This is a genomic window from Nocardia beijingensis NBRC 16342, assembly GCF_001612785.1.
GTDB lineage: Bacteria > Actinomycetota > Actinomycetes > Mycobacteriales > Mycobacteriaceae > Nocardia > Nocardia beijingensis.
This window is the reverse complement of sequence record NZ_BDBC01000029.1, coordinates 102,576-126,893: the sequence shown is the minus strand read 5'-3', so window position 1 is coordinate 126,893 and position 24,318 is coordinate 102,576. Positions and strand designations below refer to the sequence as shown.

24 protein-coding genes and 1 pseudogene are annotated in these 24,318 nt (G+C 70.8%); 11 read left to right on the top strand and 14 right to left on the bottom strand.

Features of this window, described 5'->3' with window-relative positions; genetic code table 11:
* Positions 1 to 16: 16 nt before the first annotated feature.
* The 6 genes from NB3_RS18080 to NB3_RS18060 form a co-directional block, all read right to left on the bottom strand.
* Positions 17 to 793, bottom strand: coding sequence for an ABC transporter ATP-binding protein (locus tag NB3_RS18080; protein ID WP_067804431.1), 777 nt, complete (start codon positions 791 to 793; stop codon positions 17 to 19).
* A 55-nt stretch (positions 794 to 848) separates the two neighbouring features.
* Positions 849 to 1,769 carry a hydroxymethylglutaryl-CoA lyase-like TIM-barrel protein gene (locus NB3_RS18075; protein ID WP_067804421.1) on the bottom strand — a complete coding sequence of 307 codons (921 nt, stop codon included), beginning with the start codon at positions 1,767 to 1,769 and terminating at the stop codon, positions 849 to 851.
* Positions 1,766 to 1,933, bottom strand: coding sequence for a hypothetical protein (locus NB3_RS35095; RefSeq protein ID WP_157111847.1), 168 nt, complete (start codon positions 1,931 to 1,933; stop codon positions 1,766 to 1,768). The genes NB3_RS18075 and NB3_RS35095 overlap by 4 nt, the downstream gene beginning before the upstream one ends.
* Positions 1,930 to 3,150, bottom strand: coding sequence for a CaiB/BaiF CoA transferase family protein (locus tag NB3_RS18070; RefSeq protein ID WP_067804418.1), 1,221 nt, complete (start codon positions 3,148 to 3,150; stop codon positions 1,930 to 1,932). The genes NB3_RS35095 and NB3_RS18070 overlap by 4 nt, the downstream gene beginning before the upstream one ends.
* A gap of 233 nt (positions 3,151 to 3,383) precedes the next feature.
* Complete coding sequence (locus tag NB3_RS18065; protein WP_067804416.1) at positions 3,384 to 4,313, bottom strand: TauD/TfdA dioxygenase family protein; 930 nt, start codon at positions 4,311 to 4,313, stop codon at positions 3,384 to 3,386.
* 192 nt (positions 4,314 to 4,505) lie between these two features.
* Positions 4,506 to 5,276, bottom strand: a complete 771-nt coding sequence (locus NB3_RS18060) for a deoxyribonuclease IV (RefSeq protein ID WP_067804414.1) — start codon at positions 5,274 to 5,276, stop codon at positions 4,506 to 4,508.
* A 123-nt stretch (positions 5,277 to 5,399) separates the two neighbouring features.
* Here NB3_RS18060 and NB3_RS18055 point away from each other — a divergent pair, with 123 nt between their 5' ends.
* The 3 genes from NB3_RS18055 to NB3_RS18045 all read left to right on the top strand — a co-directional run bounded on the left by NB3_RS18055 (position 5,400) and on the right by NB3_RS18045 (position 10,078).
* A complete protein-coding gene (locus tag NB3_RS18055; protein WP_084823447.1) occupies positions 5,400 to 6,542 on the top strand; it encodes a serine/threonine-protein kinase in 1,143 nt (380 codons plus the stop codon).
* 125 nt (positions 6,543 to 6,667) lie between these two features.
* Complete coding sequence (locus NB3_RS18050; RefSeq protein ID WP_067804412.1) at positions 6,668 to 8,476, top strand: serine/threonine-protein kinase; 1,809 nt, start codon at positions 6,668 to 6,670, stop codon at positions 8,474 to 8,476.
* 3 nt (positions 8,477 to 8,479) lie between these two features.
* A complete protein-coding gene (locus tag NB3_RS18045; protein ID WP_067804409.1) occupies positions 8,480 to 10,078 on the top strand; it encodes a serine/threonine-protein kinase in 1,599 nt (532 codons plus the stop codon).
* Positions 10,079 to 10,157: 79 nt separating this feature from the next.
* On the opposite strand, the gene NB3_RS18040 is transcribed toward NB3_RS18045, so the two are convergent.
* Together NB3_RS18040 and NB3_RS18035 are read right to left on the bottom strand one after the other, a co-directional pair.
* Entirely contained in the window at positions 10,158 to 10,988 is an 831-nt protein-coding gene (locus NB3_RS18040; RefSeq protein ID WP_067804406.1) for a GNAT family N-acetyltransferase, read from the bottom strand.
* Between the two features lie 90 nt (positions 10,989 to 11,078).
* A complete protein-coding gene (locus NB3_RS18035) occupies positions 11,079 to 11,303 on the bottom strand; it encodes a hypothetical protein (RefSeq protein WP_067804403.1) in 225 nt (74 codons plus the stop codon).
* 348 nt (positions 11,304 to 11,651) lie between these two features.
* Between NB3_RS18035 and NB3_RS18030 the strand changes: the two genes are divergently transcribed.
* Entirely contained in the window at positions 11,652 to 12,080 is a 429-nt protein-coding gene (locus NB3_RS18030; RefSeq protein WP_067804401.1) for a hypothetical protein, read from the top strand.
* A 39-nt stretch (positions 12,081 to 12,119) separates the two neighbouring features.
* Here NB3_RS18030 and NB3_RS18025 read toward each other — a convergent pair whose 3' ends face one another.
* A complete protein-coding gene (locus NB3_RS18025) occupies positions 12,120 to 13,244 on the bottom strand; it encodes an acyl-CoA dehydrogenase family protein (protein ID WP_067804398.1) in 1,125 nt (374 codons plus the stop codon).
* Between the two features lie 9 nt (positions 13,245 to 13,253).
* On the bottom strand, positions 13,254 to 14,426 hold the full coding sequence (locus tag NB3_RS18020; protein WP_067804395.1) for an acyl-CoA dehydrogenase family protein: 1,173 nt from the start codon (positions 14,424 to 14,426) through the stop codon (positions 13,254 to 13,256).
* Between the two features lie 205 nt (positions 14,427 to 14,631).
* Here NB3_RS18020 and NB3_RS18015 point away from each other — a divergent pair, with 205 nt between their 5' ends.
* Positions 14,632 to 15,342 (top strand): hypothetical protein, encoded by a 711-nt coding sequence (locus tag NB3_RS18015; RefSeq protein WP_067804393.1) that lies wholly within the window; start codon positions 14,632 to 14,634, stop codon positions 15,340 to 15,342.
* A gap of 8 nt (positions 15,343 to 15,350) precedes the next feature.
* Here NB3_RS18015 and NB3_RS18010 read toward each other — a convergent pair whose 3' ends face one another.
* Positions 15,351 to 16,490: an epoxide hydrolase family protein gene (locus tag NB3_RS18010; protein WP_067804390.1), complete on the bottom strand. Its 1,140-nt coding sequence runs from the start codon at positions 16,488 to 16,490 to the stop codon at positions 15,351 to 15,353.
* Between the two features lie 96 nt (positions 16,491 to 16,586).
* Here NB3_RS18010 and NB3_RS18005 point away from each other — a divergent pair.
* A pseudogene (locus NB3_RS18005) lies at positions 16,587 to 17,557 on the top strand (helix-turn-helix transcriptional regulator).
* A gap of 251 nt (positions 17,558 to 17,808) precedes the next feature.
* Here the strand turns inward: NB3_RS18005 and NB3_RS18000 are convergent.
* Positions 17,809 to 18,720 (bottom strand): SMP-30/gluconolactonase/LRE family protein, encoded by a 912-nt coding sequence (locus NB3_RS18000; RefSeq protein WP_067804604.1) that lies wholly within the window; start codon positions 18,718 to 18,720, stop codon positions 17,809 to 17,811.
* A 108-nt stretch (positions 18,721 to 18,828) separates the two neighbouring features.
* Here NB3_RS18000 and NB3_RS17995 point away from each other — a divergent pair, with 108 nt between their 5' ends.
* The 5 genes from NB3_RS17995 to NB3_RS17975 all read left to right on the top strand — a co-directional run bounded on the left by NB3_RS17995 (position 18,829) and on the right by NB3_RS17975 (position 22,781).
* A complete protein-coding gene (locus tag NB3_RS17995; protein ID WP_067804387.1) occupies positions 18,829 to 19,539 on the top strand; it encodes an alpha/beta hydrolase in 711 nt (236 codons plus the stop codon).
* Between the two features lie 34 nt (positions 19,540 to 19,573).
* A complete protein-coding gene (locus tag NB3_RS17990; protein ID WP_084823446.1) occupies positions 19,574 to 20,008 on the top strand; it encodes a hypothetical protein in 435 nt (144 codons plus the stop codon).
* Positions 20,001 to 21,314 (top strand): WXG100 family type VII secretion target, encoded by a 1,314-nt coding sequence (locus NB3_RS17985; RefSeq protein WP_157111846.1) that lies wholly within the window; start codon positions 20,001 to 20,003, stop codon positions 21,312 to 21,314. Before NB3_RS17990 ends, NB3_RS17985 begins: the two co-directional genes overlap by 8 nt.
* On the top strand, positions 21,296 to 22,120 hold the full coding sequence (locus tag NB3_RS17980; RefSeq protein ID WP_244891952.1) for an ESX secretion-associated protein EspG: 825 nt from the start codon (positions 21,296 to 21,298) through the stop codon (positions 22,118 to 22,120). Before NB3_RS17985 ends, NB3_RS17980 begins: the two co-directional genes overlap by 19 nt.
* Before the next feature lie 136 nt (positions 22,121 to 22,256).
* Positions 22,257 to 22,781: a gamma carbonic anhydrase family protein gene (locus tag NB3_RS17975; protein WP_067804377.1), complete on the top strand. Its 525-nt coding sequence runs from the start codon at positions 22,257 to 22,259 to the stop codon at positions 22,779 to 22,781.
* Here NB3_RS17975 and NB3_RS17970 read toward each other — a convergent pair whose 3' ends face one another.
* Together NB3_RS17970 and NB3_RS17965 are read right to left on the bottom strand one after the other, a co-directional pair.
* Positions 22,782 to 23,405 carry a phosphoribosyltransferase gene (locus NB3_RS17970; RefSeq protein ID WP_067804375.1) on the bottom strand — a complete coding sequence of 208 codons (624 nt, stop codon included), beginning with the start codon at positions 23,403 to 23,405 and terminating at the stop codon, positions 22,782 to 22,784.
* A 12-nt stretch (positions 23,406 to 23,417) separates the two neighbouring features.
* The gene (locus tag NB3_RS17965; RefSeq protein ID WP_067804373.1) at positions 23,418 to 24,272 is read right to left on the bottom strand and encodes a carbon-nitrogen hydrolase family protein; all 855 of its coding nucleotides are present in this window, start codon (positions 24,270 to 24,272) and stop codon (positions 23,418 to 23,420) included.
* Positions 24,273 to 24,318: the final 46 nt, after the last annotated feature.

Here is a 24,318-nt window from a genome sequence, read left to right as displayed (position 1 = left end):
TTCCGCGAACCCCCGCTCACGCCTGCTCCAACGCTTTCATCCGGTCGAGCACGGTGTCGGCGGTCGGATCGCGCATCTCGTCGACGATGCGTCCGTCGGCGAGGAACACCACCCGGTCGGCGAACCCGGCCGCGTGCGGTTCGTGGGTGACGATGACGACCGTCTGCCCGAACTCGTCCACCGCGGCGCGCAGGATCGACAGCACCTCCTCCGAGGAGCGCGAGTCCAGATTGCCGGTCGGTTCGTCGCCGAAGATGATGTCCGGTTTACCCACGAGCGCGCGGGCGCAGGCCACCCGCTGCTGCTGTCCGCCGGACAGCTCGCTGGGGCGGTGGGTGAGCCGGCCGACCAACCCCAGCCGCCGCACCACCGTCTCCAGCCATTCGCGATCGGGTGTGCGGCCCGCGATGTCCAGCGGCAACGTGATGTTCTCCAGCGCCGTCAGCGTCGGCACCAGGTTGAACGCCTGGAAGACGAAGCCGATCCGGTCCCGGCGCAGGCGCGTCATCTGCTTGTCCGACAGCGTGGTGAGATCGGTGTCACCGATGCGGACGGCGCCCGAGCTGGCGCTGTCGAGCCCGGCCAGACAGTGCATGAGCGTCGACTTGCCCGATCCGGACGGCCCCATGATCGCGGTGAACTCGCCCTTCGCGAACTCGGCCGACACCCCATCCAATGCCCTGACCTGGGTATCACCCGATCCGTAGACCTTGGTCAGTTCGATGGCGTGGGCCGCGACATCGGTCGATGCCGCCAGTTCGGCGGTGTCGGCGCCCAAGGCTTGCGAAGTCATGCCGTCCAGTCTTACCGGCTGAGCCCTCACACGCCATCAGGGAACACCCTGTGTTTCAAGCCCTACCTACGACCCACTCGAAGGCGGATGCCTCGGAGCGGGCGCCTTCCAGGGTGCGGGAGCGGTTGGGTTCGCCGAGTTCGGCCAGGAGTTCTTCCGAGAGGTCGACCAGTGCGGCCAAGGCGGCGGGGGTGAACCAGTCCGGTCTGGTGGCGAACAGGATGTCCTCGGAGGCGGTGTTGCCGCTGGCGCCGGGGGCGAAGGGGCAGCCGCCGAGGCCGCCCAGCGCGCCGTCGACCATGTCCGCGCCCGCCGCGACCGCGGCGAGGGTGTTGGCCACGCCCATGCCCCAGGTGTCGTGGCCGTGGAACACGACGCGCCGTGCGGGCGTGCGCTCCCGCACCGCCGTCACCAGCGCGGACACCTCGCCGGGATGGGCTTGTCCGAGCGTGTCGGCCAGGACGATGTCGTCCGCGCCCTCGGTGCGTGGGTCCCTGGCGATGGCCAGCACCCGCTCCGGATCGACCGGGCCGTCGAACGGGCAGGTGAACGCCGTGGCCAAGCAGAGCTGGATCGAGCCGCCCACCTCTTGCGCCAGGCGCACCGCGTCCGGCATGGCGGCGACGCTGGCCTCGGTGTCGCGTCCGATGTTCGCCCGGTTGTGCGCGTCGGAGACCGAGAAGCAGTACTGGAAATTGCGCACCCCCGCCGCGGCGGCCTTCTCCACGTGGCGCGGCGTCGCCACCCACACCCAGCAGCGGCGCAGTTCCTCCGGCGTCAACGCGGCGACCAGCTCCATGGTGTTCGCCATCGGCGCGACCAGGTCAGGGCGCGCCATCGAGCCGATCTCCAGCGCGGGCACCCCCAGCGCGAGCAAGCGCCGCACTATATCCACCTTGCGCTGCACGGGCAGGAGTTTGCCGGTCAGCTGCAGTCCGTCGCGCAACGTGACATCGCGCAACACCGGCGCGGTCATCGCTGCTCCCGCGCCCGGTGGTGGCCGCACATCACGCCGCCCCACGGCTTCTCGCCCGCGCCGGTCGGATTCGGCTGCACGACGGGCCTGCTGGCGCCCGGCGAGCGCAACTCCCCCGCATCGCGTCCCTTCGGACGCCTCCGGTCGTGTGGTCGCGTGTTCATCGCGCCTCCAACGCGTCGATCTCGGCCTCGCTCATGCCGAGCAGACCGGACAGCACCTCCCGGGTGTGCTCGCCCAGGTCGGGCCCGACACTGCGGATGGGCAGGGATCGCTCGCCGATCACCGGGACGATGCCGGGAAAGCCGACTTCCTTCGGCTCCGGCGCGCCGACGTCCACGGTGAACGACTGGATCATGTTGCGCGCCCGGTACTGCTCGTCGGCCACGATGTCGGCCGCGGTATAGATCGGCCCGCACGGGATCGCGGCGGCATCCAGCAGTTTCAGCGCCTCGGTGCGGGTGTGCCTGACCGTCCACTCCCCGATCGCCGCGTCCAGCCGCTCGCGATTGCGCCAGCGGCCCGCGTTGTCCTGCAGGTCCGGATCCGCGGCCAGATCGGGCCGCTCGATGACCGCCATGTAGCGCTGGAAGATGGCGTCACCGTTGCCGCCGATGATGATGCTGGTCCCGTCCGCGCACGGGTAGGCGTTGCTCGGCGCGATGCCCTCCATCCGGCCGCCGACGCGTTCGCGCTGGATACCGTAGGCGAGATAATCCGGCACCAGCGATTCCATCACCGACAGGATCGCCTCGTTCAGCGCCACGTCGATGACGCGCTCACGTAACGGGACCGGCCCGTCCCGCTCGGCGCGGCGCTCGCGCTGGAACAGCGCCATCACGGTGCCGAACGCGGCGTAGATGCCCGCGATGGAGTCACCGATCGAGACGCCGGTGCGCACGGGCGGACGATCCGGATCACCCACCAGTTCGCGCAGACCGCCGACCGCCTCGGCCACCGCGGCGAACCCAGGACGCTCCGACATGGGCCCGGTCTGGCCGTAGGCGGAGATCCTGGTGATCACCAGATCCGGATTCGCCTCGTTCAGCACCTCCGGGCCCAAACCCCACTTCTCCAGCATGCCGGGCCGGAAATTCTCCAGCAGCACATCGCAGCGCCGGATCAGGTCGAGCACGATCCCGCGCCCCGCGTCGGTGCGCAGATCCAGGGTGATCGACTTCTTGTTCCGGTTGATCGTCCGGTAGAGCATCGAGGTGTCACCGCCGTAGAGCCGCCAGTTGCGCAGCTCGTCGCCCGCCTTCGGGCGTTCCACCTTGATCACCTCGGCGCCGAAGTCGCCGAGAATGCGCCCGGCGGTCGGCGCGGCGATGTAATTGCCGAGTTCCAGGACGCGCACCCCGTCCAGCGGCCGAATACTCATGGCAACCAGTATGGGCTGTGTTGGTTTTTGCAGCGCCTGCGGCGCTGCGTGTTCGCGGCCCCGGGAAGTCTCGCACCCGAGCGACGCCTCACGGTTCGGTCATTTACGACGTTTCGTGGGCCCGACCTGCCGGTATGGCGGGTCGGGCCGCTTGGCGACGGCTCACCGCTGACGCAAGGACACCGCATGGCCCCTCAACGGCCGGAGGACCGGCAACCATGCGGGGTCCTCGTTCAGGACGCGAGCAGCTGGGTGTCCTCGACGATCGAGTAGTGCTCGGCGTTGCCCGCGATGATGGTGCTCGACGCGCCGTCGACGCCGACCGGGACGTCGCCGGCCAGGGTGATGCGGGTCAGCTTGCGGGGCTGGTCGTCGTAGTCGTCGATGGCGTAGTGCTGGGTGGCGCGGTTGTCCCAGATGGCGACGTCGCCCGGCTCCCAGTTCCAGCGGGCGGTGTTCTCCAGGCGGGTCACCCGGTCCTGGAACAGCCGGAACAGCGCGTGCGACTCCGTGCTGGACAGCCCGACGAAGTGCTTGACGAAGTGGCCGAGCAGCAGCGCCCGCTCCCCGGTCTCGGGATGCACGCGCACCACCGGGTGCTCGGTCTCGTAGTACGTGGACTCGAACTCGGCGCGGTAGGCGGCCGTGTTGGGGCGCGGGGTCTCCTCGACGCGGGCGTAGTCGTAGACGTTGGTGTGCACGGCGCGCAGGGACTCGGCGAGCCGCTTGAGCGGCTCGGGCAGCGACTCGTAGGCCGCGACGGTGGACGCCCAGGTGGTGGCGCCGCCGTAGGACGGCAGGCGCACCGCGCGCAGGATGGACGCCTTCGGGACGCGGTCGACGAAGGAGACGTCGGTGTGCCAGCTGTTGGCGCGGCCGTGCTCGGAATCGATCGCCAAGCTCTTCACGCCGTGCGAGGTGACCGTCGGGTGCGGGGTGGTCGGCGAGCCGAGCAGCTGGGCGAACTCGTACTGCCCGTCCTCGGTCAGGTGGTCCTGCCCGCGGAAGAAGATGACCTTGTGCTCCAGCAGCGCGCGGTGGATCACGTCGACGGTGGCCGGATCCAGGTCGCCGCCGAGCCGGACGTTGTCGATCCGCGCGCCGATACGAGCGCCGAGCCTGGTCACCGAGGCCGTGGATGGGGTGGCGGGTGCGACCGTCATGAGATCACCTTCGCTGTCGAGATCGGTTACTGCTCCAGAGAGCAGACCACCCGAACAACCCCGCTGACCAGGGTTTTCGTCGCCCTGATCGCAAACGGCGCGCAAGAACGGCCACTTCGGCCCACCGAACGCAAGCCGATCCGAGCACCGACTTGCGGTCGGGCTCACGCACCGAACAACCAGCGCCGCAGATCAACCACAGTGCTCGCGGAGGTAGGCCAGGTCCTCCGCGAGGCCGTCGGCCGGAGTCTCCAGGACCACCGGCGCGTCCGCCGTGCGGCACACCTCGGCGAGCAGTTGCGGGTCGATGGTGCCGTCGGCGAAGTTGGCGTGCCGGTCGGCGCCGGAGTCGAATTCGTCGCGCGAGGAGTTCAAGTGGACCAGGTCGATCCGGCCGGTGATCGCCCTGATCCGGTCGACGACGCCGATCAGCTCCTCACCGCCGGCCCAGGCGTGGCAGGTGTCGAGGCAGAATCCGGCGCCGTAATCGCCGACCGCGTCCCACAACCGGGCGATGGAGTCGAAATGCCTGGCCATGGCGTGGTTGCCGCCCGCGGTGTTCTCGATCAGGATCGGCACCGCGAAGCCGCCTTTGTCCTGCTGACGCTCGAACAGTTTGCGCCAATTGTCGATTCCGGTCTCGAGCTCGGCGTCGGAACGCACATGCCCGCCGTGCACCACCAGACCGAACGCGCCCAGGTCGGCGGCCGCCTTCGCCTGCTGGGCGACCGCGTTGCGCGACGGCATGCGCAGCCGGTTGTTCAGGCTCGCGACGTTGATCTGATAGGAGGAGTGCACCACGACCTCGATCGGGCTGGCGAGGATCTCCTCGGTCCGCGGGTGCGGGGTGGGTTTGTCCCAGCTCTGCGGATCGACCACGAACATCTGGATGACGTCGGCGCCGAGTTTCTCCCCGAAGCCGATCGGGTCGCTGTCGAGCCGGACGTGTGCTCCAATGCGCATGCGGGTCACAGTACTGGCTGCTACCGACGACAATCGATGTCGCGCCGCGACTGTTGCATCCCGATGGCTGATCGAGATACATGGATAGCGTCCGCGCGCTCGACTCGACAAGGGGGTGTAAAGGTGTTGCAGACCGGCGAGATCTTCGCGGGCTACGTCGTCAAACGCGTTCTCGGCCATGGCGGTATGGGCACGGTGTACCTGGCCCAGCATCCTCGGCTGCCCCGACTGACGGCACTGAAGCTGCTGAAACGCGAACTGTACGCCGACACCGACATCCGCCGCCGCTTCGAACGCGAGGCCGATCTGGTGGCGCGCCTCGATCATCCGAACATCGTCACGGTGTTCGATCGCGGCGCCGAGGACCGGCAGTTGTGGATCTCGATGCAGTACGTGCCCGGCGCGGACGCCTCCTGCGCCGACGTCGACGTGCTCGCTCCGTGGCGCGCGGTGCAGATCGTGGCCGACACCGCGGCGGCGCTGGACTTCGCGCACGCGAACCAGGTGCTGCACCGCGACGTGAAACCGGCCAACATCCTGCTGGCCAAGGCGCCGATCGGGCAGCAGGAACGGGTGCTGCTCACCGATTTCGGGATCGCGGGCATCCGCGGCGCGGAGAGCACGATCGGCTCGTCCGGCACGATCACCGCGACGCTCGCCTTCGGCGCCCCTGAGCAATTGATCGGCAGGCCGCTGGACGACCGCGCCGATCAGTACTCGCTGGCGTGCACGTTGTTCTGGATGCTCACCGGCGCGCCGCCGTATCCGGGTGCCAACCCGGCGGCCGTGGTGAACAGCCATCTGTACGCGCCGATCCCGGTGCTCAGCCGTGCACGTCCCGGCCTGCCGCCCGCGCTGGATCCGGTGCTGGCTCGCGCCATGGCCAAGCGGCCCGACGATCGCTTCACCAGTTGCGCCGAGTTCGCCGCCGCGGCGAAACACGCCATCGCCGACCATGCGGGTCCCCGGACGGCGCCGCACGGCATCCGCCCCGACGGGTACCCGGCCGCGCCGACGTACCGCACCGCCCCGGCCGCGCCGCAGCACCGGCCGATCCCGCAGGGAACCCCGCGCCCGGCCGCGCCGCGCCCGAGTTTCCTGCCGCCGCGCCGCCCTGCGCATCCCGGCCTGATCGAATTGCCCAACCTTCCCATGCGTCCGGGCTCCGCGGTGCGACCGCACCAGCAACCTCCGGACCCCCGGCCTCCGCCGGACGGCGCGGCCCAGGTCGATCGCCCACGCGTCACCACGCTCGACGAGCGATAGGCAAGGCGCGACTACTGCTATGGTTTCGATGTTTTCCGTGGTCGGGCCCATCTCCGGCCACGCATTCTTTTGCTGTACGCCTGTTCGCCGGTGGGTCCCGGCGGGCGGCGGGAAGTGGAGCAGTCATGCTGGCCAGCGGTGACGTTTTCGCCGGCTATGTCATCGAGCGGCAACTCGGCCGCGGTGGCATGGGCTCGGTCTATCTGGCGAAACATCCGCGGCTGCCGCGGATGACCGCGCTGAAGCTGCTGAATCGGGAGATGTTCTTCGACAAGGAGGTGCGGGCGCGGTTCGAACGGGAGGCGGATCTGGTCGCCCAGCTCGATCACCCGAACATCGTCACGGTCTACGACCGCGGCCTCGAGGACGAGCAGCTGTGGATTTCGATGCAGTACGTCGACGGCATCGACGCCGCCTCGGTGGAACCGAAGTCGCTGCCGCCCGAGCGCGCGGTGCAGATCATCAAGGAGACCGCCGACGCGCTGGATTACGCGCACGGCAACGGGGTGCTGCACCGCGACGTGAAACCCGCGAACATCCTGCTGGCCCGCTCCACCGCCGGTCGCGGTGAACGGGTGTATCTCACCGACTTCGGCATCGCGCGGCTGCGCGACGACACCGGTCATCTCACCCAGACCGGCACTTTCACCGCGACGCTCGCCTACGCATCGCCCGAACAGCTCACCGGCGCGTCGCTCGATCACCGCTCCGATCAGTATTCGCTGGCCTGCTCGCTGTTCTGGTTGTTCACCGGCACCGGCCCGTTCTCCGCGACGAACCCCGCCGCGGTCATCCAAGGGCATCTGCAAGGCACACCGCCGGCGCTGAGCAGCGTCCGGCCTGGCCTGCCCTTCGCGCTGGACGGCGTGCTGGCCAAGGCGATGGCCAAGCGACCCGACGACAGGTACGGCAGTTGCGCGGAATTCGCCGCCGCCGCCAAGCAGGCGCTGACCGGTTCCAGCGTGCCGTCGATGCCGGTGGTGGGCGGTCCGCGCCCGGTCACCGGTCCGCCGCACGCGACGGCGGGACCGCGCCCGGCGACCGGCCCGCAGATCCCGACCACGGGATCGCCGTATCCGGCTGCGCAGGGCCACTACGTCAGCGGGCCCGGCCACCAGGTGCACACGCCGCAGACCAGCGGGCCGAACGCGCTCGCCTCGGGGTCGCCCGCCACTCCGCCGCCCGCGCCGGTGGTGAACTCGCGCCCGCACACCGGTCCCGCGCCGCAGCCGACGGCCGCCAACCCGTTTCCCCAGCAGCAGACCGGGTTCTCCACCTTCGCCCCGCCGCACGGCGCGCACGTCCACCCCTCGGCCGCGCCGCCGCCCAAGAAGAACACCGGCCTGATCATCGGTGTGGTGGTGGGCGTCGTCGTGCTGATCGTCGTGGTGCTCGGCATCATCGGCGCCGTCTCCGATTCCGGCTCGAACAACGCGGGCACGACGACCACTTCGGCGGTGAAACCGAATCTCGTCGACGCGACCCCCGAGTCGGTCAGCGCGGAGTTCCCGCGGATGGTGCCCGCCTCCAAGACCGAGGAGGTGGGGTACAACGGCGCCGAGTGCTGGCTGGCCTCGCCGAGTTCGCCGCCGTCACCGTCGAAGGGCGAACCGGACTTCGGCGACTGGGCCGCGCAGTGGCGCTGCTTCAAGGGCGGCAACAACGAGGATCCGTACTACCGCATCTACGTCTACAAGACGCCGGCCGACGTCCAGGCGGTGTTGAAGGGCCTGCCCTCGTCGGCCGCCAAATCCACCGACACCAACGGCGGGAAGTCCTACACCAACTACAAGTACGTCGACGACGGCGCCAAGATGGTCACCGCGTTCACCGGCGACCCCGATCGGACCCAGTACCTGATGTACACCGACGGTTTCTCCCACACCACGGTCGACGAGCTGCTGCGCTGGTGGCGCTCGGCTCCGCTGAACTGACCGATGCCGCACACCGGTGAGGTCTTCGCGGGGTACACCATCGAACGCCTGCTCGGCCGCGGCGGGATGGGATCGGTGTACCTGGCCCGGCATCCGCGGCTGCCCCGGTTGACGGCGATGAAGCTGCTGAACCCGGACCTGTTCGACGACACCGAGTCCCGCACCCGTTTCGAGCGGGAGGCCGACCTCGTCGCGCGGCTGGACCACCCGAACATCGTCACGGTGTTCGACCGCGGCGTCGAAGGTGAGCAGCCGTGGATCTGCATGCGCTACATCGACGGCACCGACGCCGCGGCTTTGGAGGCGTGGGCGCTGCCGCCGCAGCGGGCGGTGCAGATCATCGCCGAGACGGCCAAGGCGCTGGACTTCGCGCACAGCCGCGGCGTGCTGCACCGCGACGTGAAACCGGCGAACATCCTGCTGGAGCGCGTCGCGGGGGACCAGGAGCGGGTCTACCTCTCCGACTTCGGCATCGCCCGGTTCCGCGACGACACCGGACGGCTCACCCAGACCGGCACCTTCACCGCCACCCTCGCCTACGCCGCACCGGAACAGCTGTCCGGTGCGCCGCTGGATCACCGCGCCGACCAGTATTCACTGGCCTGCACCCTGTTCCGGCTGCTGACCGGCACGGTGCCGTTCGACGCCACCAATCCGGTCGCGGTGATCCAGGGGCATCTCGGCGCGCCGCCGCCCGAGGTCAGCAGGCTGCGGCCCGGCTTGCCGCGAGCGCTGGACGGCGTGCTGGCCACAGCGATGGCCAAGCGGCCTGCCGATCGATTCGGTTCGTGCGCCGAGTTCGCCGCCGCCGCACGGCAGGCGCTGGCCGCACCCACTGGGTGGCTTCCGCCGAATCATCCGCCCCCGGACCCACCGCTTCCCGGCGCGGGTGGGGGCCGTCGTCCGCAGCGGCGCCCCCGGCGGAGAGATCGGCTGGGGGCCGTGATCGGTCTGACGCTGGCACTGGGTCTGGCCGGTGCACTCGCCGCGCCCTCCTTCTACGACACCCCGTCCGGCTCCGCCGCGCCGACCACCACGGTGTCCGCGCCGCACACCGACGCCACCGCCTCGCCGACCACCGGGCGACCGGCGACGAGTGTCTCGGCCACCACGGACCGGGCCACGATCGGCGCACGCGCGGCCGCGCTGAGCGCCGCGTTCCCCGGCATGCTGCCGGAGACCTCCGCCGACCGCTTGGTGCACTCCGGCACCGGATACAACAAGGCGGGCTGTTTCGCCCATGCTCCGGACGAGGCGACGACACGCGACCACGACGATCCGGATTTCGGCCCCTGGCTGATGATGTGGAGCTGCTTCGGCGGGCCGAACAAGGCGTCCTTCGACTTCTACCTCTACGGCTCGCCCGCTGACGCGCAGGGCGTCCTCGCGACCTTACCGCCGAACGATCGCGCGAACGCCACCAACGACAGCGGTCACAGTTACACCAACTACACCCTGCGCGGCAGCCGCAACCTGCGCCCGCGCATGGTCACCGCCTTCCCGACGGACCCCGGCCGAGCAGCCATGCTGATGTACAGCGCCGGATTCATCGCCACTGAAGCGGAGTTCATGGATTGGTGGAGGTCCGCGCCGCTGAACTGAGTTCTTCCCTGCGGAATGGATGACCAGGACCGCGGAGTCCGTTCGCCGGGTTCGCCGCCGCCCCTGCGTACCCGGCCGGTTATTCGAAGACGTAGTGGGCGAACTCGTGGGTCGGGTGGAAGCCGAGCGCACGGTAGATCCGGTTGGCCGTAGCGTTGGCCGGATCGGCGAACAGGCATACGTCGAGGTTCTCGGTCCGCAGCAGCCGCGCGACGTGCGCGGTCACCGCGGAGGCGTAACCGTGGCCGCGCGCGTCGGGCGGGGTGTATACCGGCCCGATCCGCGACCAACCCTGGATCGGGATCTGATGCGCGGCAAGGCTGACCGGCTCTCCCTCGCGTTCCCACAGCCACCAGCGGCCCGCCTCCACCCGGCGCCGGATCGCGGCCTCGTCCAGGCGGGGTCCCGCTTCGGACTCCTCCTCCATGGCCGCCATCCACTTCGCGCACAGCGCGACATCGGAGACCAGGGCGCGACGCGGCGCTCCGGCCACGTCCGGGATCCGCAGCGCGCCGAGCCGGTGCAGCCGGGCACGGTACGACTCGCGAAAGTCCCTGCCGAGCAGGCCGTGCCACTGCTCGGCGAAAGCGGTGGCGTCGGCGACCACGCCCTCGACGCCCGCGTTCTCGGGGACGACCTCGGCCAGCGCGCGAGCCACCGCGGGAATCCCGTCGGGCGGTAGCGCACCGAGATACGCGTCGCGACCGGCCACGCGCATGGCGGCGCCGATCACCGCCGCGTCCTCGCCGAGGACGGACAGAAAACGCGATGCTTCGGCCGGGGCGTCCAGGCCCGTGACGTGGTTGGCGACGCTCGTGGTGAGCACGGTGTGCCGCAGCGGATCGCGGAGCAGGAACGCCCCCGCGACCGAGCGGAACTCGGCGGCGTCGGTGGTGATCTCGATCCTCATACAGATCACGGTAGGCGCCTGAAATGTTGCGCGCCTACGTTTCTCACGCTCGGCGCCGAGCCGGTCGGCAGGCGACCGGCCGGTTTGCGGTCAGTCGGCTTCGCCGCCACCCGCGCGGAGTTTGAGCAGAACCAGTCCCGCGGTGCAGGCGAGAATGAGTCCGGCGACCGTGATTTCGACGTGCAGGCCCGCGATGCCGAGCACCGCCCCGACGAGTCCGCCGATGAAGATCAGCCAGGCGAGCGTCCGCGACACGATCGTGGACAGCGAACGGCCCTGCTGGTTCGACGCGAGATGCTGTGCCGTTGCCGACACGCCATCTTCTGCGGCGCGGGACGAACCACGCCGCGACGCTGTCGAGTAAGCTCCCATCATCTACTCCTCGATGACGCCGGTCAGAGAACCACTATCACGTTCTCACACAACGTGTCTCTCATCCTTGAACCGGCGTCTCACGCGTAACTTTGCTCACACACGCTACGACTCCGGGACGCCGGAGGATAGCGACACGTGCCCACGACACGCCGAAGAGACCAATTCGATATCTGAATCAGAACTGTTTTAAATACGCCGCCTGGCGTATCCCCAGCGACCACTCGCCTCGCCGGACCGACCGGCCTCGAGTAAGGTGAGTCCACTCGATACACACGAGGAGCGTCACCGTTGGAAAGCAGCAGGGCCAAGATCGCCGGTCCGGCGATCGCCGCGGGAGCGGTTTCCATCGGACTCGTCCTGATCGGCGCTTGCGGCGTCGGTCGACAGGACACCTACGTGCCGCCCCCACCGCTCAAGGCGGGCGAGTACGCCGAACCCGTTGTCCACGAGAGCGGCACCGGCTCGACGACCCCCAAGGTCGTCATCCCGCCGTCGCCGACTTGGCGGATCGCACCGGCCGACCAGCGGCGCCCGACCCCGTTCGCGGGGTTCATGAGCAGTACCACCGCCGAGCCGTCCCCGGGGAATCCGCGCGAGGACACCACGCAGCCCGCACCGCCGGAGGAGCCGAGGCCGACCGCAGCGCGAGCGCCGAGCAGCGACTCGACGGACGAGGCGCCCACCCAACTGCGGACCGGCCCGGCAGACGAGCGGTGAGACGCGGTGGTGCGCAGGCACGCACCACCGCGCCACTCCTTACAGTTCGGGCAGCTCGTAGTCGCCGACCCGCGAGCTGAGCACCCGCAGGTGCTCCAGCCCGCTGCCGAGGGTGCGCTCGATCGCGGTCAGCCGGGCCACGTAATGGCTCACCGGGTATTCCGCGGTGACGCCGATGCCGCCGTGCATCTGGATCGCCTCCTGCCCGATGTGCCTGGCGGCGCGGCCGACCTGCAGCCGTGCGCGCGACGCGATCACCGGATCGTCGGCCCCGTCGGCCAGCGACGCCGTGGCGTACAGGCTCATGCTGCGCGCCAGCTCCAGCGAGACGTACATGTTGGCCGCCCGCTGGGTGAGCGTCTGGAACTTCGACAGCGTGACGCCGAACTGCTTGCGCTGCTTGAGGTAGTCGGTGGTCAGCCGCAACGCTTCTTCCATCGCGCCGACCGACTCCGCGCACAGGCTCGCCTGCGCGTGGGTGAGCACCGACTCGATCGCCCCGGCCGCGTCCGCCTCGCCGAGCCGCTCGGCGGGCGCGTCGGTCAGCTCCAGCTGCGCGCCGCGCTGGCCGTCCACCGTGCGGTAGGACTTGCGGACCACACCCGTGGCGTCCGGCGCGACCAGGAACAGGCCGACGCCGCCCTCGGGCAGCGCGGCGCTGACCACCAGCTCGTCGGCGCTGTCGCCGTGCGCGACCGGGTTCTTCACACCGGTCAGCGTGTACGAACCGCCCTGCGCCGTCGCGGTGGTCGCCAGCTCGGCCGCCGGCCAGCGCACCCCCGGCTCGGCATGGGCGAAGGCGAGCAGCTTCGCACCCGAGGCCACCTCGGGCAGGATCCGCTGCCGCTGTTCGGCGCTGCCGGCCGCGGCGACCAGGCCGCCGGGGATCAGCACCGCGTCCAGGATCGGTTCGGGCGCGAGCCTGCGGCCCACCTCCTCGAGCACGACCATGGTCTCCACGGGACCGGCGCCGACGCCACCGTCCTCCTCGGCGAAGCTCAGGCCGAGCACGCCGAGTTCGGCGAGCTGGCGCCACACGTCGCGGCTCCAGCCCAGTTCCGAATCGACCACTTTCAGCCGGGATTCGGCGTCGTAGTTGCGGTTGAGCAGGTCACGGACCGTGTCGCGGAGCATGACCTGTTCATCGGTGAGATCGAAATCCATGGTGGCGCCTCACAATCCGAGGATCGTGGAGGCGATGATGGTGCGCTGCACCTCGCTGGAGCCTCCGTAGATGGTTGTCTTGCGGTAATTCAGGTAGGAGGGGCCGCTGCGCTGCGCCCAGCCCGGGGAGGCGATGTCGTCGGCGCCCACCGGGATGGCATCCGGTCCGGCGATGTCCAGCAGCAGCTCGGTGGCGGCCTGCTGGAGTTCCGAACCGCGCAGCTTCAGCACCGAAGAGGCCGGATTCGGCTTGCCGTCGGAGGAGTTGGAGACCACCCGCAGCTGGGTGAGCTCCAGCGCGAGCAGCTCGTTCTCCAGTTCGGCGACCCGCGCCGCGAACACCGGGTCCTCCAGCAGGGTGCCGTTGCCCGACTTGGTCTTCGCCGCGTACTGCTTCGCGACGCCGAGCTTGACCTTGGTGCGACCGACGCCGGTGATGCCGGTGCGCTCGTTGCCGAGCAGGAACTTCGCGTAGGTCCAGCCCCGGTTCTCCTCACCGACCAGCTGGTCGGCGGGCACCCGCACATTCTCGAAGAAGACCTCGTTCACCTCGTACCCGCCGTCGATCAGCTTGATCGGGCGGATGGTGACGCCGGGCGACTTCACGTCGAACAGCAGGAAGGAGATGCCCGCCTGCTTCTTCGCCGCGCTCGGGTCGGTGCGCACCAGGCAGAAGATCCAGTCGGCGTACTGGGCCAGCGTGGTCCAGATCTTCTGGCCGTTGACGATGTAGGAATCACCGTCGCGGACCGCCGTGGTGCGCAGCGACGCCAGGTCCGAACCCGCGTCCGGCTCGGAGAAGCCCTGGCACCACCAGATGTCCAGCGCCGCGGTGGGCGGCAGGAAACGCTCCTTCAGCTCCTGCGAGCCGAAGTGGGCGATCACCGGGCCGACCATCTGCGCGTTGAACGTCAGCGGCTCCGGCACCGAGGCCAGCTGCATCTCGTCCTGCCAGATGTGGCGCTGCATCGGCGTCCAATCCTTGCCGCCCCACTCCACGGGCCAGTTGGGCACCGCGAGGCCGTGGTCGTTGAGGATCTTGTGCGCGGTGACGATGTCGTCGCGGGTCAGCTCACGGCCGTCCCGGACGCGCTCGCGAATGTCGGCCGGGATCTCGGTCCGATAGAACTTGCGCAGTTCGTCGCGGAAGGCGACGTCGTCGGGGGACAAGGATAGTTTCATACGCATCTCCCTGCGTGTCTCGTACGTCCGAGTCCAAACTACCCCCCGGTAATCCTCCCCTGTCGACTGGATCACAGGTGCGGGACACACTCGCCGTTCGCGGCGCCGGATTCCGCGCCGCTCCCCGGGACGGCGACCGCGGCGAGCTGGTACGTTGCTGCAGGTGGGCCGGGGTGCCCACAGGGTTCGGTATCGAGGAGAACGAGTGAACGGCAGGACCATCGCACGCGCCGCGGCCGCCGCGGCATCCCTCGGCATCGGCGCGGTTCTCACCTTCTCCGCGCCCGCCACCGCCGACCAGCCTCCCGAGCCGGTGGACACCGGTCTGGCCCACTTGGCCGACATCGCGGGCACCGACCCGTCGGCCCAGGAGGGCGTCGCCGCGCTCACGCGCTACGCGGGCTTGATCGGCGCCGCGCACCTGCGCGAGGTATCCAGCGTGTTCACCCCGTTCTCCTACGCCGCGCCCACCTTCGGCTGCGGCAGCAACGGGCCGATCACCACGATCATCGCCGCCGCGACGACCGATGGGACCGGCACCGGCCGCGACCTGAATGTCGCCCCCGGCGAGCTGCGGTTCAGCGCGACCCCCTCGCACTCCGGCGCACCGCTGGCCTCGGGGCTCGTGGTCGCCTGGGTGAACGCGAACACCGGCGCCAGCGGCATCGACCCGCTCGACGACCTGACCGAGTACCGCATGCCTACGCTGTCCAAGACGGTCAGAAGCGGACCGGGCACCGTGCTGGCCTCGATGTGGGGCATCATCGACTACCCGTTCGCCCACTGCGTGATGACTCCCACCGTGGGTCTGTTCACGGTCCCGGACAACCCGGCTCCGCCGCCCGCGGCCCCGGCTCCCGCCCCGGCCCAACCCGCCCCGAGCGGCTCCGGCGGCGAACCCACCCCGACCCCGTAGGCCACTCCCTACCGCACGGTGGCGAAGAACGCGCGGATGTCGGCGACGTGCGCCTGCGGGCACTCCATCGCGATGAAGTGATTGCCCGTGTTGCCCTCCGGCCAGTGCACGATCGTGTTGTCACGCTCGGCGAGCCTGCGCATCAGCGCGGAGCCGCCGCCGTACGTGCCGGTCGGCACTGCTTTCTGCCCCTTCGGCCAGGTGAATGCGCCGTTGCCGAGGCCGTTGTACATCGGCCATGACGACGAGGCAGCGGTGGCGGTGAACCAGTACAGGCTGACGTTGGTCAGCAGTTGGTCGCGGTCGATCACGTCTTCCACCCGATCGGCGAGCGGGGCGAATTCGGTGAACTTCTGCATCAGCCAGGCGAGCAAGCCCACCGGTGAATCGGTCCACGCGTGGGCGAAGGTCTGCGGGGCAGCGCGCAGCAGGACGTGATGGTTCACGCCCCCGGTCATCCACTGCTGCATGAGGTCCCACTCGGCGCGCTCGTCCGACGTCATGGTCGGCACGTCCGCCTCGGTCGGCATCCCGATCCCGCCGTCGATGTGCACGCCGATCACCCGGTCCGGCGCGGCGATGGCGAGTTCGGGCGCGACGTAGGCGCCGAGATCGCCGCCCTGCGCGCCGAAGCGCCGGTAGCCGAGCCGATCCAGCAGGGTCAGCCACATCGCGGCCACTTTCGCCGGTGTCATGCCCGGCTCGCGCGGACCGTCGGAGAAGCCGAAGCCCGGCACCGAGGGCACCACGACGTGGAACGCCTGCGCGGGATCGAGTCCATGCGCACGCGGATCGGCCAGCGGGCCGATGGTCCGCGCGAATTCGGCGAACGAGTTCGGCCAGCCGTGGGTGAGGATCAGCGGCATCGCGTCCGGCTCCGGCGAGCGCACATGCAGGAAGTGCACGTCGAGCCCGTCGATGCGCGTCTTGAACTGCGGGAACTCGTTGAGCGCCGCTTCACGGGCCCGCCAGTCGAATCCGGTGCGCCAGTAATCGGCCAGCTCGCGCAGATAGTCGACCGGCACGCCGCGATCCCAGCCCGCGCCGGGCAGTTGCGCCGCCCAGCGCGTGCGAGCGAGCCGGTCGTGCAGGTCGTCCAGATCGGACTGCGGGATCTCGATGCGGAACGGGCGGATGGCGGTGGTCATCGGTGCCTCCTCGGCGGTCGGTGCTGCGGTACGGCGACGACGTTAGGAAGCAACTAGGACCGAACAGGTCCTATATTTCCGGCATCCTGTGAAGTCGTGAACGACACTCCCGCCCGGCTGCTCCGCTTGCTGTCGCTGCTCCAGACGCCCCGCGAATGGCCGGGCAGCGAATTGGCCGAACGCCTCGGCGTCACCGACCGCACGGTGCGCCGCGACATCGATCGGCTGCGCGAACTCGGCTATCCGGTGACCGCGACGCTCGGCGCGGCGGGCGGTTACCGCCTGGCGGCGGGCACAGCCATGCCGCCGCTACTGGTCGAGGACGACGAGGCGGTCGCCATCGCGGTCGGGTTGCGAGCCGCCGCCGGGTCAGCGGTGGCGGGGATCGAGGAGGCGTCGGTGCGGGCGCTGGCCAAAGTCGAGCAGGTGCTGCCCGCGAAGTTGCGGCGCAGAGTGCGGGTCCTCGCCGTCGCGCTGACCCCGCCCACCGCCGACGGGCCGGCCGCCGATCCCGGCGTGCTCGCCACGCTGGCGCGGCCGTGACCAACCGGGAGCGCGTGCGTTTCGCCTACCGCGACGAGGCGGGCGCCGAGACCAAGCGCCATACCGAGCCGATCGGCCTCGTGCCTGCGCGGCGGCGCTGGTATCTGGTCGGCTACGACCTCGACCGGGCCGGCTGGCGCGTCTACCGCGTCGACCGGATCGACCGTCCGCAGCCCACCGCCGCCCGCTTCACCCCGCGCCCGCTGCCCGCCGCCGATGCCGCCGCCTACGTCGCGGGCCGCCGCACCGACTGGGGCACACCGTCCTTCCGGCTCCGCGTGACCATCCACGACTCCGCCGACCGGGTGACGGGACGGCTGGGCGAGCACCCCGGCGATGTCGTCGCGATCGACGCCGACACCTGCCGGATCGATGCCCTGCGCGACGACGCGCCGGAATGGCTGGCCCACCGGCTGCTCGCGCTGGAAGCCGACTTCGAAGTCCACGAGCCCCCGGAACTCATCGCCCACCTGCGCACCATCGCCGGTCGTGCCGAGCGGGCAACCCGCAACGCACCCCGATGACCTCAATGCGCCGCTACCCGGTGACGGCACTGGTCATACGCGCCGTGTCTGTCGAATCGGAGGTAAGACGTGTCAGCGCGCTGAGGATCGCGCGGCAGCGCCTGAACCTACACCCCCGGCGCCCGGCCCCCGTTCGCCCGATTCGCTGCCGACTGTTCGCAGGGCGTCTGGAGTAGCGACAGCACGCGGAGCAGTCGGGCGACCGCCGCGCATACTCCCCCGCGAAGTTCTAGCCCGCCCGCGGCTCGGACTCAGCGGGACAGGGTGATTCGAAGCAGAGCCCCGGATTCGGTACTCGCGATCAATTCGCCGGGACGGCCGGGGACGGCGGCCACCGCGGTGAGCGGCTGGCCGTTGAGCACGGCGCAGGTGGCGCCGGTGGCGGGATCGACGCGGACCAATTGGCCGGTGAGGGTGGTGACGTAGAGGATGCCGCTCGGATCGGCCAAGAGGTCGTCGGCGAAATCCGGCAGGCCCGCCAGCTGCACGGACAGGTCGGCGACGGTGCTGCGGGACGCGGGCGCGTCGAGCGGGACGCGCACGACGCGGCCGAGCGGGCCGCCGTTGGCGGTCAGGTAGAGCACGCCGTCGTGCACGACGGCGCCGTTGGCGGCCAGTCCGGCCGACGGCGCGCCCCATGCGGTGTCGACGGATGCGTCGGGACGAACTTTCACCACACCGGAAATGCTCGCGACGTACAGGTTGCCGCTCGGGTCGAAGGCCGCGCCGTTGGGCATGGTGAGACCGGAGACGAAGACCTCCGGCTGCGGCACGGCCGCCGCCGGATCGAACCGGATCACGCCGCCGGGACGGACGACGCTGACCGGCGCATCGCCGTAGACGACATAGAGCAGACCGTCGGGGCCGAGCCGGACCGCGCCGGGGAACTCCACCGGAACGGTCGCGGTGAGCGTGCCCGCGGCGTCGTAACGCTGCACCTCGTTGCGGTAGAGCCGGGAGACCCACAGGTTGCCCTGCGCGTCGTAGCCCAGGTTCTCCGCCCAGTCGAGCACCGGCACTCGCGCCGCGACGGCCGTGACCGCGCCCGCGGGGTCACAAGCGGCGATCGGCGGCGCGGCGCCCGCGACCGGCGTGAGCACTCCGGTCAGAGCGAGCGCGGCGGCGGACAAGAGGAAGACGCCTCGACGGCGGAGAATTCGCAACGCGGGCACCTCGGGCTCGGGTCGGTATGAGTCGTCGCGGATCTTAGCCGTTTCCGGCGCGGAATCGGGCGGTCACATCCGCGCCACGATCTTTGGCACTATCGGTGGATGCCATTCTTCGACGGCGACCGCGGCCGGATGCACTATCGGCGGTGGCCGATCGAACACCCCCGCTACACCGTGGTCCTGCTGCCCGGAATCGGCCAGCACAGCGGCCACTACCACCGGTTCGCGCGCACCCTGCGCCCCGCCGGTGAAGTGTGGGCCTTGGACACCGCCGGGCACGGGTTGAGCGAGGGCGATCCGGAACAACCCGGCACGCTGGCCGAACTGGTGGCGGACGCGGCGCGGCTGGTCGAGCTGGCGCGCGGCGATCAGCCGCTGATCTTGATGGGCCACTCGCTCGGCGCGGTGACCGCGCTGGGCATGCTCGGGGCCGCTGTGCCGGAACCGGCGGACGCGACGAGTCCGGCGGTGCTGGAACGGAACTATCCGCTGCGGCCCGCCCCGCCCGCGGAAACGCTGGCGGGACTGGTGCTCTCGGGCGTTCCGAAGCGCGCGCTCGGCGGCGGTGCGCCGGGCGCGCCGGGAATGCCGCTGCCGCAGCGTCTTCCGGTGCTCGCGGTGCACGGCATCGACGATCGGCGCGCTCCGATCGATGCGATCAGGGTCTGGACTAGCCGCCACGAATCGGTACATTTACGTGAGTACATCGACGCCGGGCACGACCTGCTGCACGAGCCGGTGCACGCGCGGGTCACTGCCGACATCGCGGATTGGATGCAGGGTGTCGTCGTGGGGTTGGCACGACATCCGTGAACCGCACTTCGGACGAGGAAGGGGGACGGCGCAGATGCCATCGCAGGAGAACGGGTACGGCGGAGAGCCGCCCGCGGAGGTCACCGCTCCCGGCGTCGACATCGCCGCGCTGAACCGCGCGGTCGACGACGGCTCGCTCTGGATCGACGGCCTGCTGGTCGCCGACGGCGCGCACGAACGGTGCGCGCGCCAATACGAGTTGCTCGCCGATCGGGTCGACGAGCAGATCGGCGTCCTGAGCGCCGCCACCGCGCTGCCAGGCTTCGGCGGCTTCGCCTCCGGCGACGCGCTGCGCGCCGGTTTCGAGCGCAAGGCCGACGGCGCGATCGCCCGGCTGCGCGAATACTCCGCCGCCGCACGAGAACTCGCCCAGACCTTCCGCGCCGCGGCCGCCGTCTACCGGCAGGCCGACGAGGCGCTCGCACTGGCGGTCGAACGGATCGACGCGACGGGAGTCGCGCATGCGTGAGATGCCGCGCGCGGGCGAGCGGGCCACCCACCGGCGCACCGACCCCGCTTACGCCCCGAACGTCGAAGTGTTCGACAACCTCACCCACGACGAGATCCACGCCAAGGTCCAGTTGCTGAACCCGGCCGTGCTCGCGGGCGGCCAGCAGGCGTGGAGCGACGCGGCGGCGCACCTCGCCGACGCCGTCTTCCAGGCGCACACCGAGATTCGCGCGGCCATCGCCGACGGCTGGCGCGGCTCGGCGGCCAAGAGCGCGGACGCGGTGGTGCGCGTGTTCGAGCAGAGCGGGCAAGATCTGGCCGACGTGTTCGCGGTCGTCTCGCAGCGCCTCGGGCAGGCGAGCGACGCGGCGGAAGCGCTGCGGGCCGCGGTGACCGAACCGAGCGCCGGCGCACCGGATCTGGGGGCGGCGCTGCTGGATCCGTCCCGGGCGACCAGCAATGTCGAGGGGCAGAAGGCGAGCGAGCACGCCCGGCAAGACGTCGTGCGGGCGATGAACGACATCTACGCGGGAGTTTTCATCCGGACCGGCACCGACGTGCCCGCCTTCCCCGACGAATCGGACCAACCCGCCGCCCCTGCTCCCACCGCCGCGCCGACGAGCAAGATCGCCGGGACCACCGAGGCCGCACCGGACGCGCAACCCACCCGGTCCGGGACACACGCGCCGAAGCCGATCCACGTGGTGGAGCAGAGCGTCTCCGCGACGCCTGCCGATCCGGCGCCCGCCGCGGAGCCACCCGCCACGTCGCCGCAGCCGCCGCCTGCCGCGCCGACACCCGCCGCCACGGTCGCGGCCGGGACATCGGCTCCGACCGCGCCCGGAGTCGCACCCGCCGCGGCGGCAGCGTTCCCGACGGTCGCGGCCGCCTCCGTCCTCCGCACCGCGCCCGCCGCGGGCGCTCCGGCTCCGGCCACGGCACCCGCTTCGGTGACGAGCGAGCCCGTCACAGTGCCCGCCGTTCCCGGCGTCGGTAACCAGCTTCCGCCCGAGGAACAGCGCAAGCGCGACGAGCGGCGCAAGAACGACGACGGCTCCGACGCGGCGGTCACCGGTCTGGGCGCCGGAGCGGTGGGCGGCCTGATGGGCGGTGCGGTGGCCGCCGCCGACACCCCGCGCTCGGGTTCGAGCGTGGCCGCGAACGCCGCGAGCGCACGGCTGGCGCCGATCGACGACGAGGACGACGAGTTCGACCTCGACGATCTCCCCACCTTCCTCGAGCCCTCCGACGACGGCGGTGAACTGATCGGGTCGCTCGATCCGACCACGCCGCCCGTGCTCGGCGAATGGACCGAGTACGAGTGAACTGGACGCTGACCCCGGACCAGTTCGCACTGGCCTGGTCACGCACCGACGGGGATCGCATCCCCTATCCACTCGCCGTGCGCCTGTCGGCACGCGACACCGCGGAACGCGCCGCACAGCTTCCCGCGCTCGATCGCTGGTGCGATCAGGTGCTCGACGCCGATCTGGAAGCGGCGCTGCGCATCCTCGCCCAGCCGGACCTGCGGGTCGAGGTGTTCGGTCAGCGTGACGCGCCCGACCCTGCGCCGCGCGACAGGGGCGGAACGCGTCCGCCCACGGACAGCGGCCCGGAACCCCGGCCGATCCGTATCCTCGGCGCCGCCGCCGGGAACATCGCGGTGGTCGCGGCGCAGCGCCCCGGCGCGACACCCGATCGCGGCGGCGACGTGCGGTTGTTCGCGGGCGGCTCGAAGACCTTGTGCCCGCGGATCGTCTCGATGCTCCCGGAGAACGCCCCCGGCATGCTCCCGCGCCTGACCGCTCCCCTGTCCCAGGTCGGCGAGGACAGCCGCAACCTGGTCACCGTCCCGGTCGCCGGTCCGTCCACTCCGTCCCGGATCCGCAGGCTGCTGCGGCAGCCGCGCGAAGGCATCGGCCAGATGGTCGTCTCCGCCCGCCGGGGCGCGGGGGAACTGCGTCCGTTCGGCGTGCTGTGCTGGATCGACGTGGTCGCCGACGGCCGGTACGCGGTGCGCACCGGCCCGGACGTCGACGTCGTCGCGGTGACCGCGGAACGACTGGCCGCCCAGTTGCGGCCGCTGGTGGCAGCGGCCGCGCGCACCTCTACGGCGTACGCCGCGCGCTGAACCATTCGCAGGCCCGATGCGAGTCCGGCCTGCAACGACGGTGGGGCAGCGCCGCCTCGGCCGACATCGGATTCGTCGCCGAGTCACGCGGCACACCGCTCCGGGCCGGCGCGACCGAACCATTTACGGTGGACGAGTGCCACTCTACGAATTCGAAGGCAAACGGCCGCAGGTCGATCCGACGGCGTTCGTCGCGCCGACGGCGACCCTGATCGGCGACGTCCGGGTCGAGGCGGGCGCCTCCATCTGGTACGGCGCGGTGCTGCGCGCGGACCTGGCGCCGATCGTCATCCGGGAACGCGCCAACATCCAGGACAACGCGGTGCTGCACGTGCCGCCGGACGTGCCGATGGAGATCGGCCCCGGCGCGACGATCGCGCACAGCGTGGTGTTCCACGGCGCGGCCGTCGGCGCCGAGGCCATCGTGGGCAACGGGACCACGGTGCTGGATCTGGCCGAGATCGGAGCGGGCAGCATGATCGCCGCGCATTCGCTGGTGCCGCCGGGGGCGGAGATTCCCGACGGCGTGCTCGCCGCGGGATCCCCCGCCGAGGTGAAACGGCCGATCGAAGGCACCCAGGCGCAGATGTGGGTCCAGCTCAATCCGGGCTTCTACGCCGAACTCGCGCAACGCCACCGCAAGGGCATCAGGGAGATCTGATCAGCACAGCAGCGCGGTGACCTCGGCGTCCTCCAGCTGGTGGAAGTCGCGGTACGCGCCGCCGACGCCGCCGAGCGAGCGCGGCACCCACGGGCAGACCGCCTCGTCGGCCTCGTCGGCGACCCGGCGCATGGCCTCCGTCGAGGAAACGGGGACGGCGGCCACGACGCGCGCGGGCCGGTGCAAGCGCGCGACCCGGCAGGCCGCCACCACCGTGGCGCCGGTCGCCATGCCGTCGTCGACGATCACCACCGTGCGCTCCGTCAGCGGGATCGGCCGCGCCGCGCCGCGCAGCACCTGCCTGCGCCGCTCCAGTTCGGCGCGCTCCCGCGCCTCGATCGAGTCCACCTTCTTCGGCGTTATCCCGGTGTGCGCCAGCACGTCCTGGTTGAGCACCCGCACGCCGTCCTCCCCGATGGCGCCCAGCGCCAGCTCGGGCTGCCACGGCACGCCCAGCTTACGGACCAGCAGGATGTCGAGGTCGCCGCCGATCACCGCACGGACCGCCGCGGCCACCGGAACCCCGCCGCGGGGCAGCCCCAGCACCAGCGGGTCCGCCGCGCGTAGGTGTTCCAGATGCGCACCCAGCGCGTGACCCGCCGAGGTCCGATCGGTGTAGACCATCGATTCCGAACGCTACTCCGGTCCGCGCTCGGTGATCGCGAATCGACGCAACGCGAGACTGGGGTTCGTGGTGCGCACCTTGCCCAGGTACGCCAGGTCGATGCCCGCGGTCAGCACGCCCGGCTCGTCGCCGAGTTCGGTGAGCACCGCACCGGCGGGATCCACGATCATCGACGCGCCCGCGCCCCGGGGAGCGGCCTGGTCGGCGGCCGCGACGTAGATCGTGTTCTCGATCGCCCGCGCCCGCACCAGCGTGGTCCACTGGTCGACCTTGCCCGGTCCGGGGATCCACTGGGCGGGCAGCAGCAGCACCTGCGCGCCCGCGGCGGCGACCCGGCGCACGCCTTCCGGGAAGCGCAGATCGAAACAGGTCTGCATGCCGAATGTCACATCACCGACGGTGAAGGTGGCGGGCGCCTCGATCACGCCCGGCTCGACCACGTCCGATTCGAGGTGGCCGAAGGCGTCGTAGAGGTGGACCTTCCGGTACCGGGTGACGAGGGAGCCGTCGGGGCCGAGCACGACCAAGGTGTTGCGGATGCGGTCGCCGCCGGGCGCGATCTGTTCCACCGTTCCGGCGACCAGGAACACGCCGAACTCGCGGGCGATCGCGCCGAGGCCGGTGACGAACGGGCCGGTCAGCGGCTCGGCGACGGCGACCACCCGCTCGTCGAGCCGGGTCACGGCGAACATCGAGTACTCCGGCGCGACGACCACGCGCGCGCCCCGTTCACCGGCCGTCCGCACGTGTTCGCGGACCGTGGCGAGGTTCTGCGCCGGGTCGGTCGACGGGGCGAACTGGACGACCGCAACGTCCAGCTGATCCGGCGTCATATCGCGATGCGCGGGCGAGTTGTCCAGTTGCATAGGTCTCACCGTATTGGGGCGGTGGCCGGGACGACCAGCACGAGGC

What these genes read in the sequence shown, in the direction of transcription:
- NB3_RS17980 (WP_244891952.1), top strand. Translation starts at nt 21,296, where the DNA reads ATGGACCGAGTACGAGTGAACTGGACGCTGACCCCGGACCAGTTCGCA.
- NB3_RS18080 (WP_067804431.1), bottom strand. Translation starts at nt 793, where the DNA reads ATGACTTCGCAAGCCTTGGGCGCCGACACCGCCGAACTGGCGGCATCG.
- NB3_RS18075 (WP_067804421.1), bottom strand. Translation starts at nt 1,769, where the DNA reads ATGACCGCGCCGGTGTTGCGCGATGTCACGTTGCGCGACGGACTGCAG.
- NB3_RS17995 (WP_067804387.1), top strand. Translation starts at nt 18,829, where the DNA reads ATGCCATTCTTCGACGGCGACCGCGGCCGGATGCACTATCGGCGGTGG.
- NB3_RS18060 (WP_067804414.1), bottom strand. Translation starts at nt 5,276, where the DNA reads ATGCGCATTGGAGCACACGTCCGGCTCGACAGCGACCCGATCGGCTTC.
- NB3_RS18010 (WP_067804390.1), bottom strand. Translation starts at nt 16,490, where the DNA reads ATGACCACCGCCATCCGCCCGTTCCGCATCGAGATCCCGCAGTCCGAT.
- NB3_RS17990 (WP_084823446.1), top strand. Translation starts at nt 19,574, where the DNA reads ATGCCATCGCAGGAGAACGGGTACGGCGGAGAGCCGCCCGCGGAGGTC.
- NB3_RS18025 (WP_067804398.1), bottom strand. Translation starts at nt 13,244, where the DNA reads ATGGATTTCGATCTCACCGATGAACAGGTCATGCTCCGCGACACGGTC.
- NB3_RS17985 (WP_157111846.1), top strand. Translation starts at nt 20,001, where the DNA reads ATGCGTGAGATGCCGCGCGCGGGCGAGCGGGCCACCCACCGGCGCACC.
- NB3_RS18040 (WP_067804406.1), bottom strand. Translation starts at nt 10,988, where the DNA reads ATGAGGATCGAGATCACCACCGACGCCGCCGAGTTCCGCTCGGTCGCG.
- NB3_RS18045 (WP_067804409.1), top strand. Translation starts at nt 8,480, where the DNA reads ATGCCGCACACCGGTGAGGTCTTCGCGGGGTACACCATCGAACGCCTG.
- NB3_RS18050 (WP_067804412.1), top strand. Translation starts at nt 6,668, where the DNA reads ATGCTGGCCAGCGGTGACGTTTTCGCCGGCTATGTCATCGAGCGGCAA.
- NB3_RS18020 (WP_067804395.1), bottom strand. Translation starts at nt 14,426, where the DNA reads ATGAAACTATCCTTGTCCCCCGACGACGTCGCCTTCCGCGACGAACTG.
- NB3_RS18065 (WP_067804416.1), bottom strand. Translation starts at nt 4,313, where the DNA reads ATGACGGTCGCACCCGCCACCCCATCCACGGCCTCGGTGACCAGGCTC.
- NB3_RS17965 (WP_067804373.1), bottom strand. Translation starts at nt 24,272, where the DNA reads ATGCAACTGGACAACTCGCCCGCGCATCGCGATATGACGCCGGATCAG.
- NB3_RS18070 (WP_067804418.1), bottom strand. Translation starts at nt 3,150, where the DNA reads ATGAGTATTCGGCCGCTGGACGGGGTGCGCGTCCTGGAACTCGGCAAT.
- NB3_RS35095 (WP_157111847.1), bottom strand. Translation starts at nt 1,933, where the DNA reads ATGAACACGCGACCACACGACCGGAGGCGTCCGAAGGGACGCGATGCG.
- NB3_RS17970 (WP_067804375.1), bottom strand. Translation starts at nt 23,405, where the DNA reads ATGGTCTACACCGATCGGACCTCGGCGGGTCACGCGCTGGGTGCGCAT.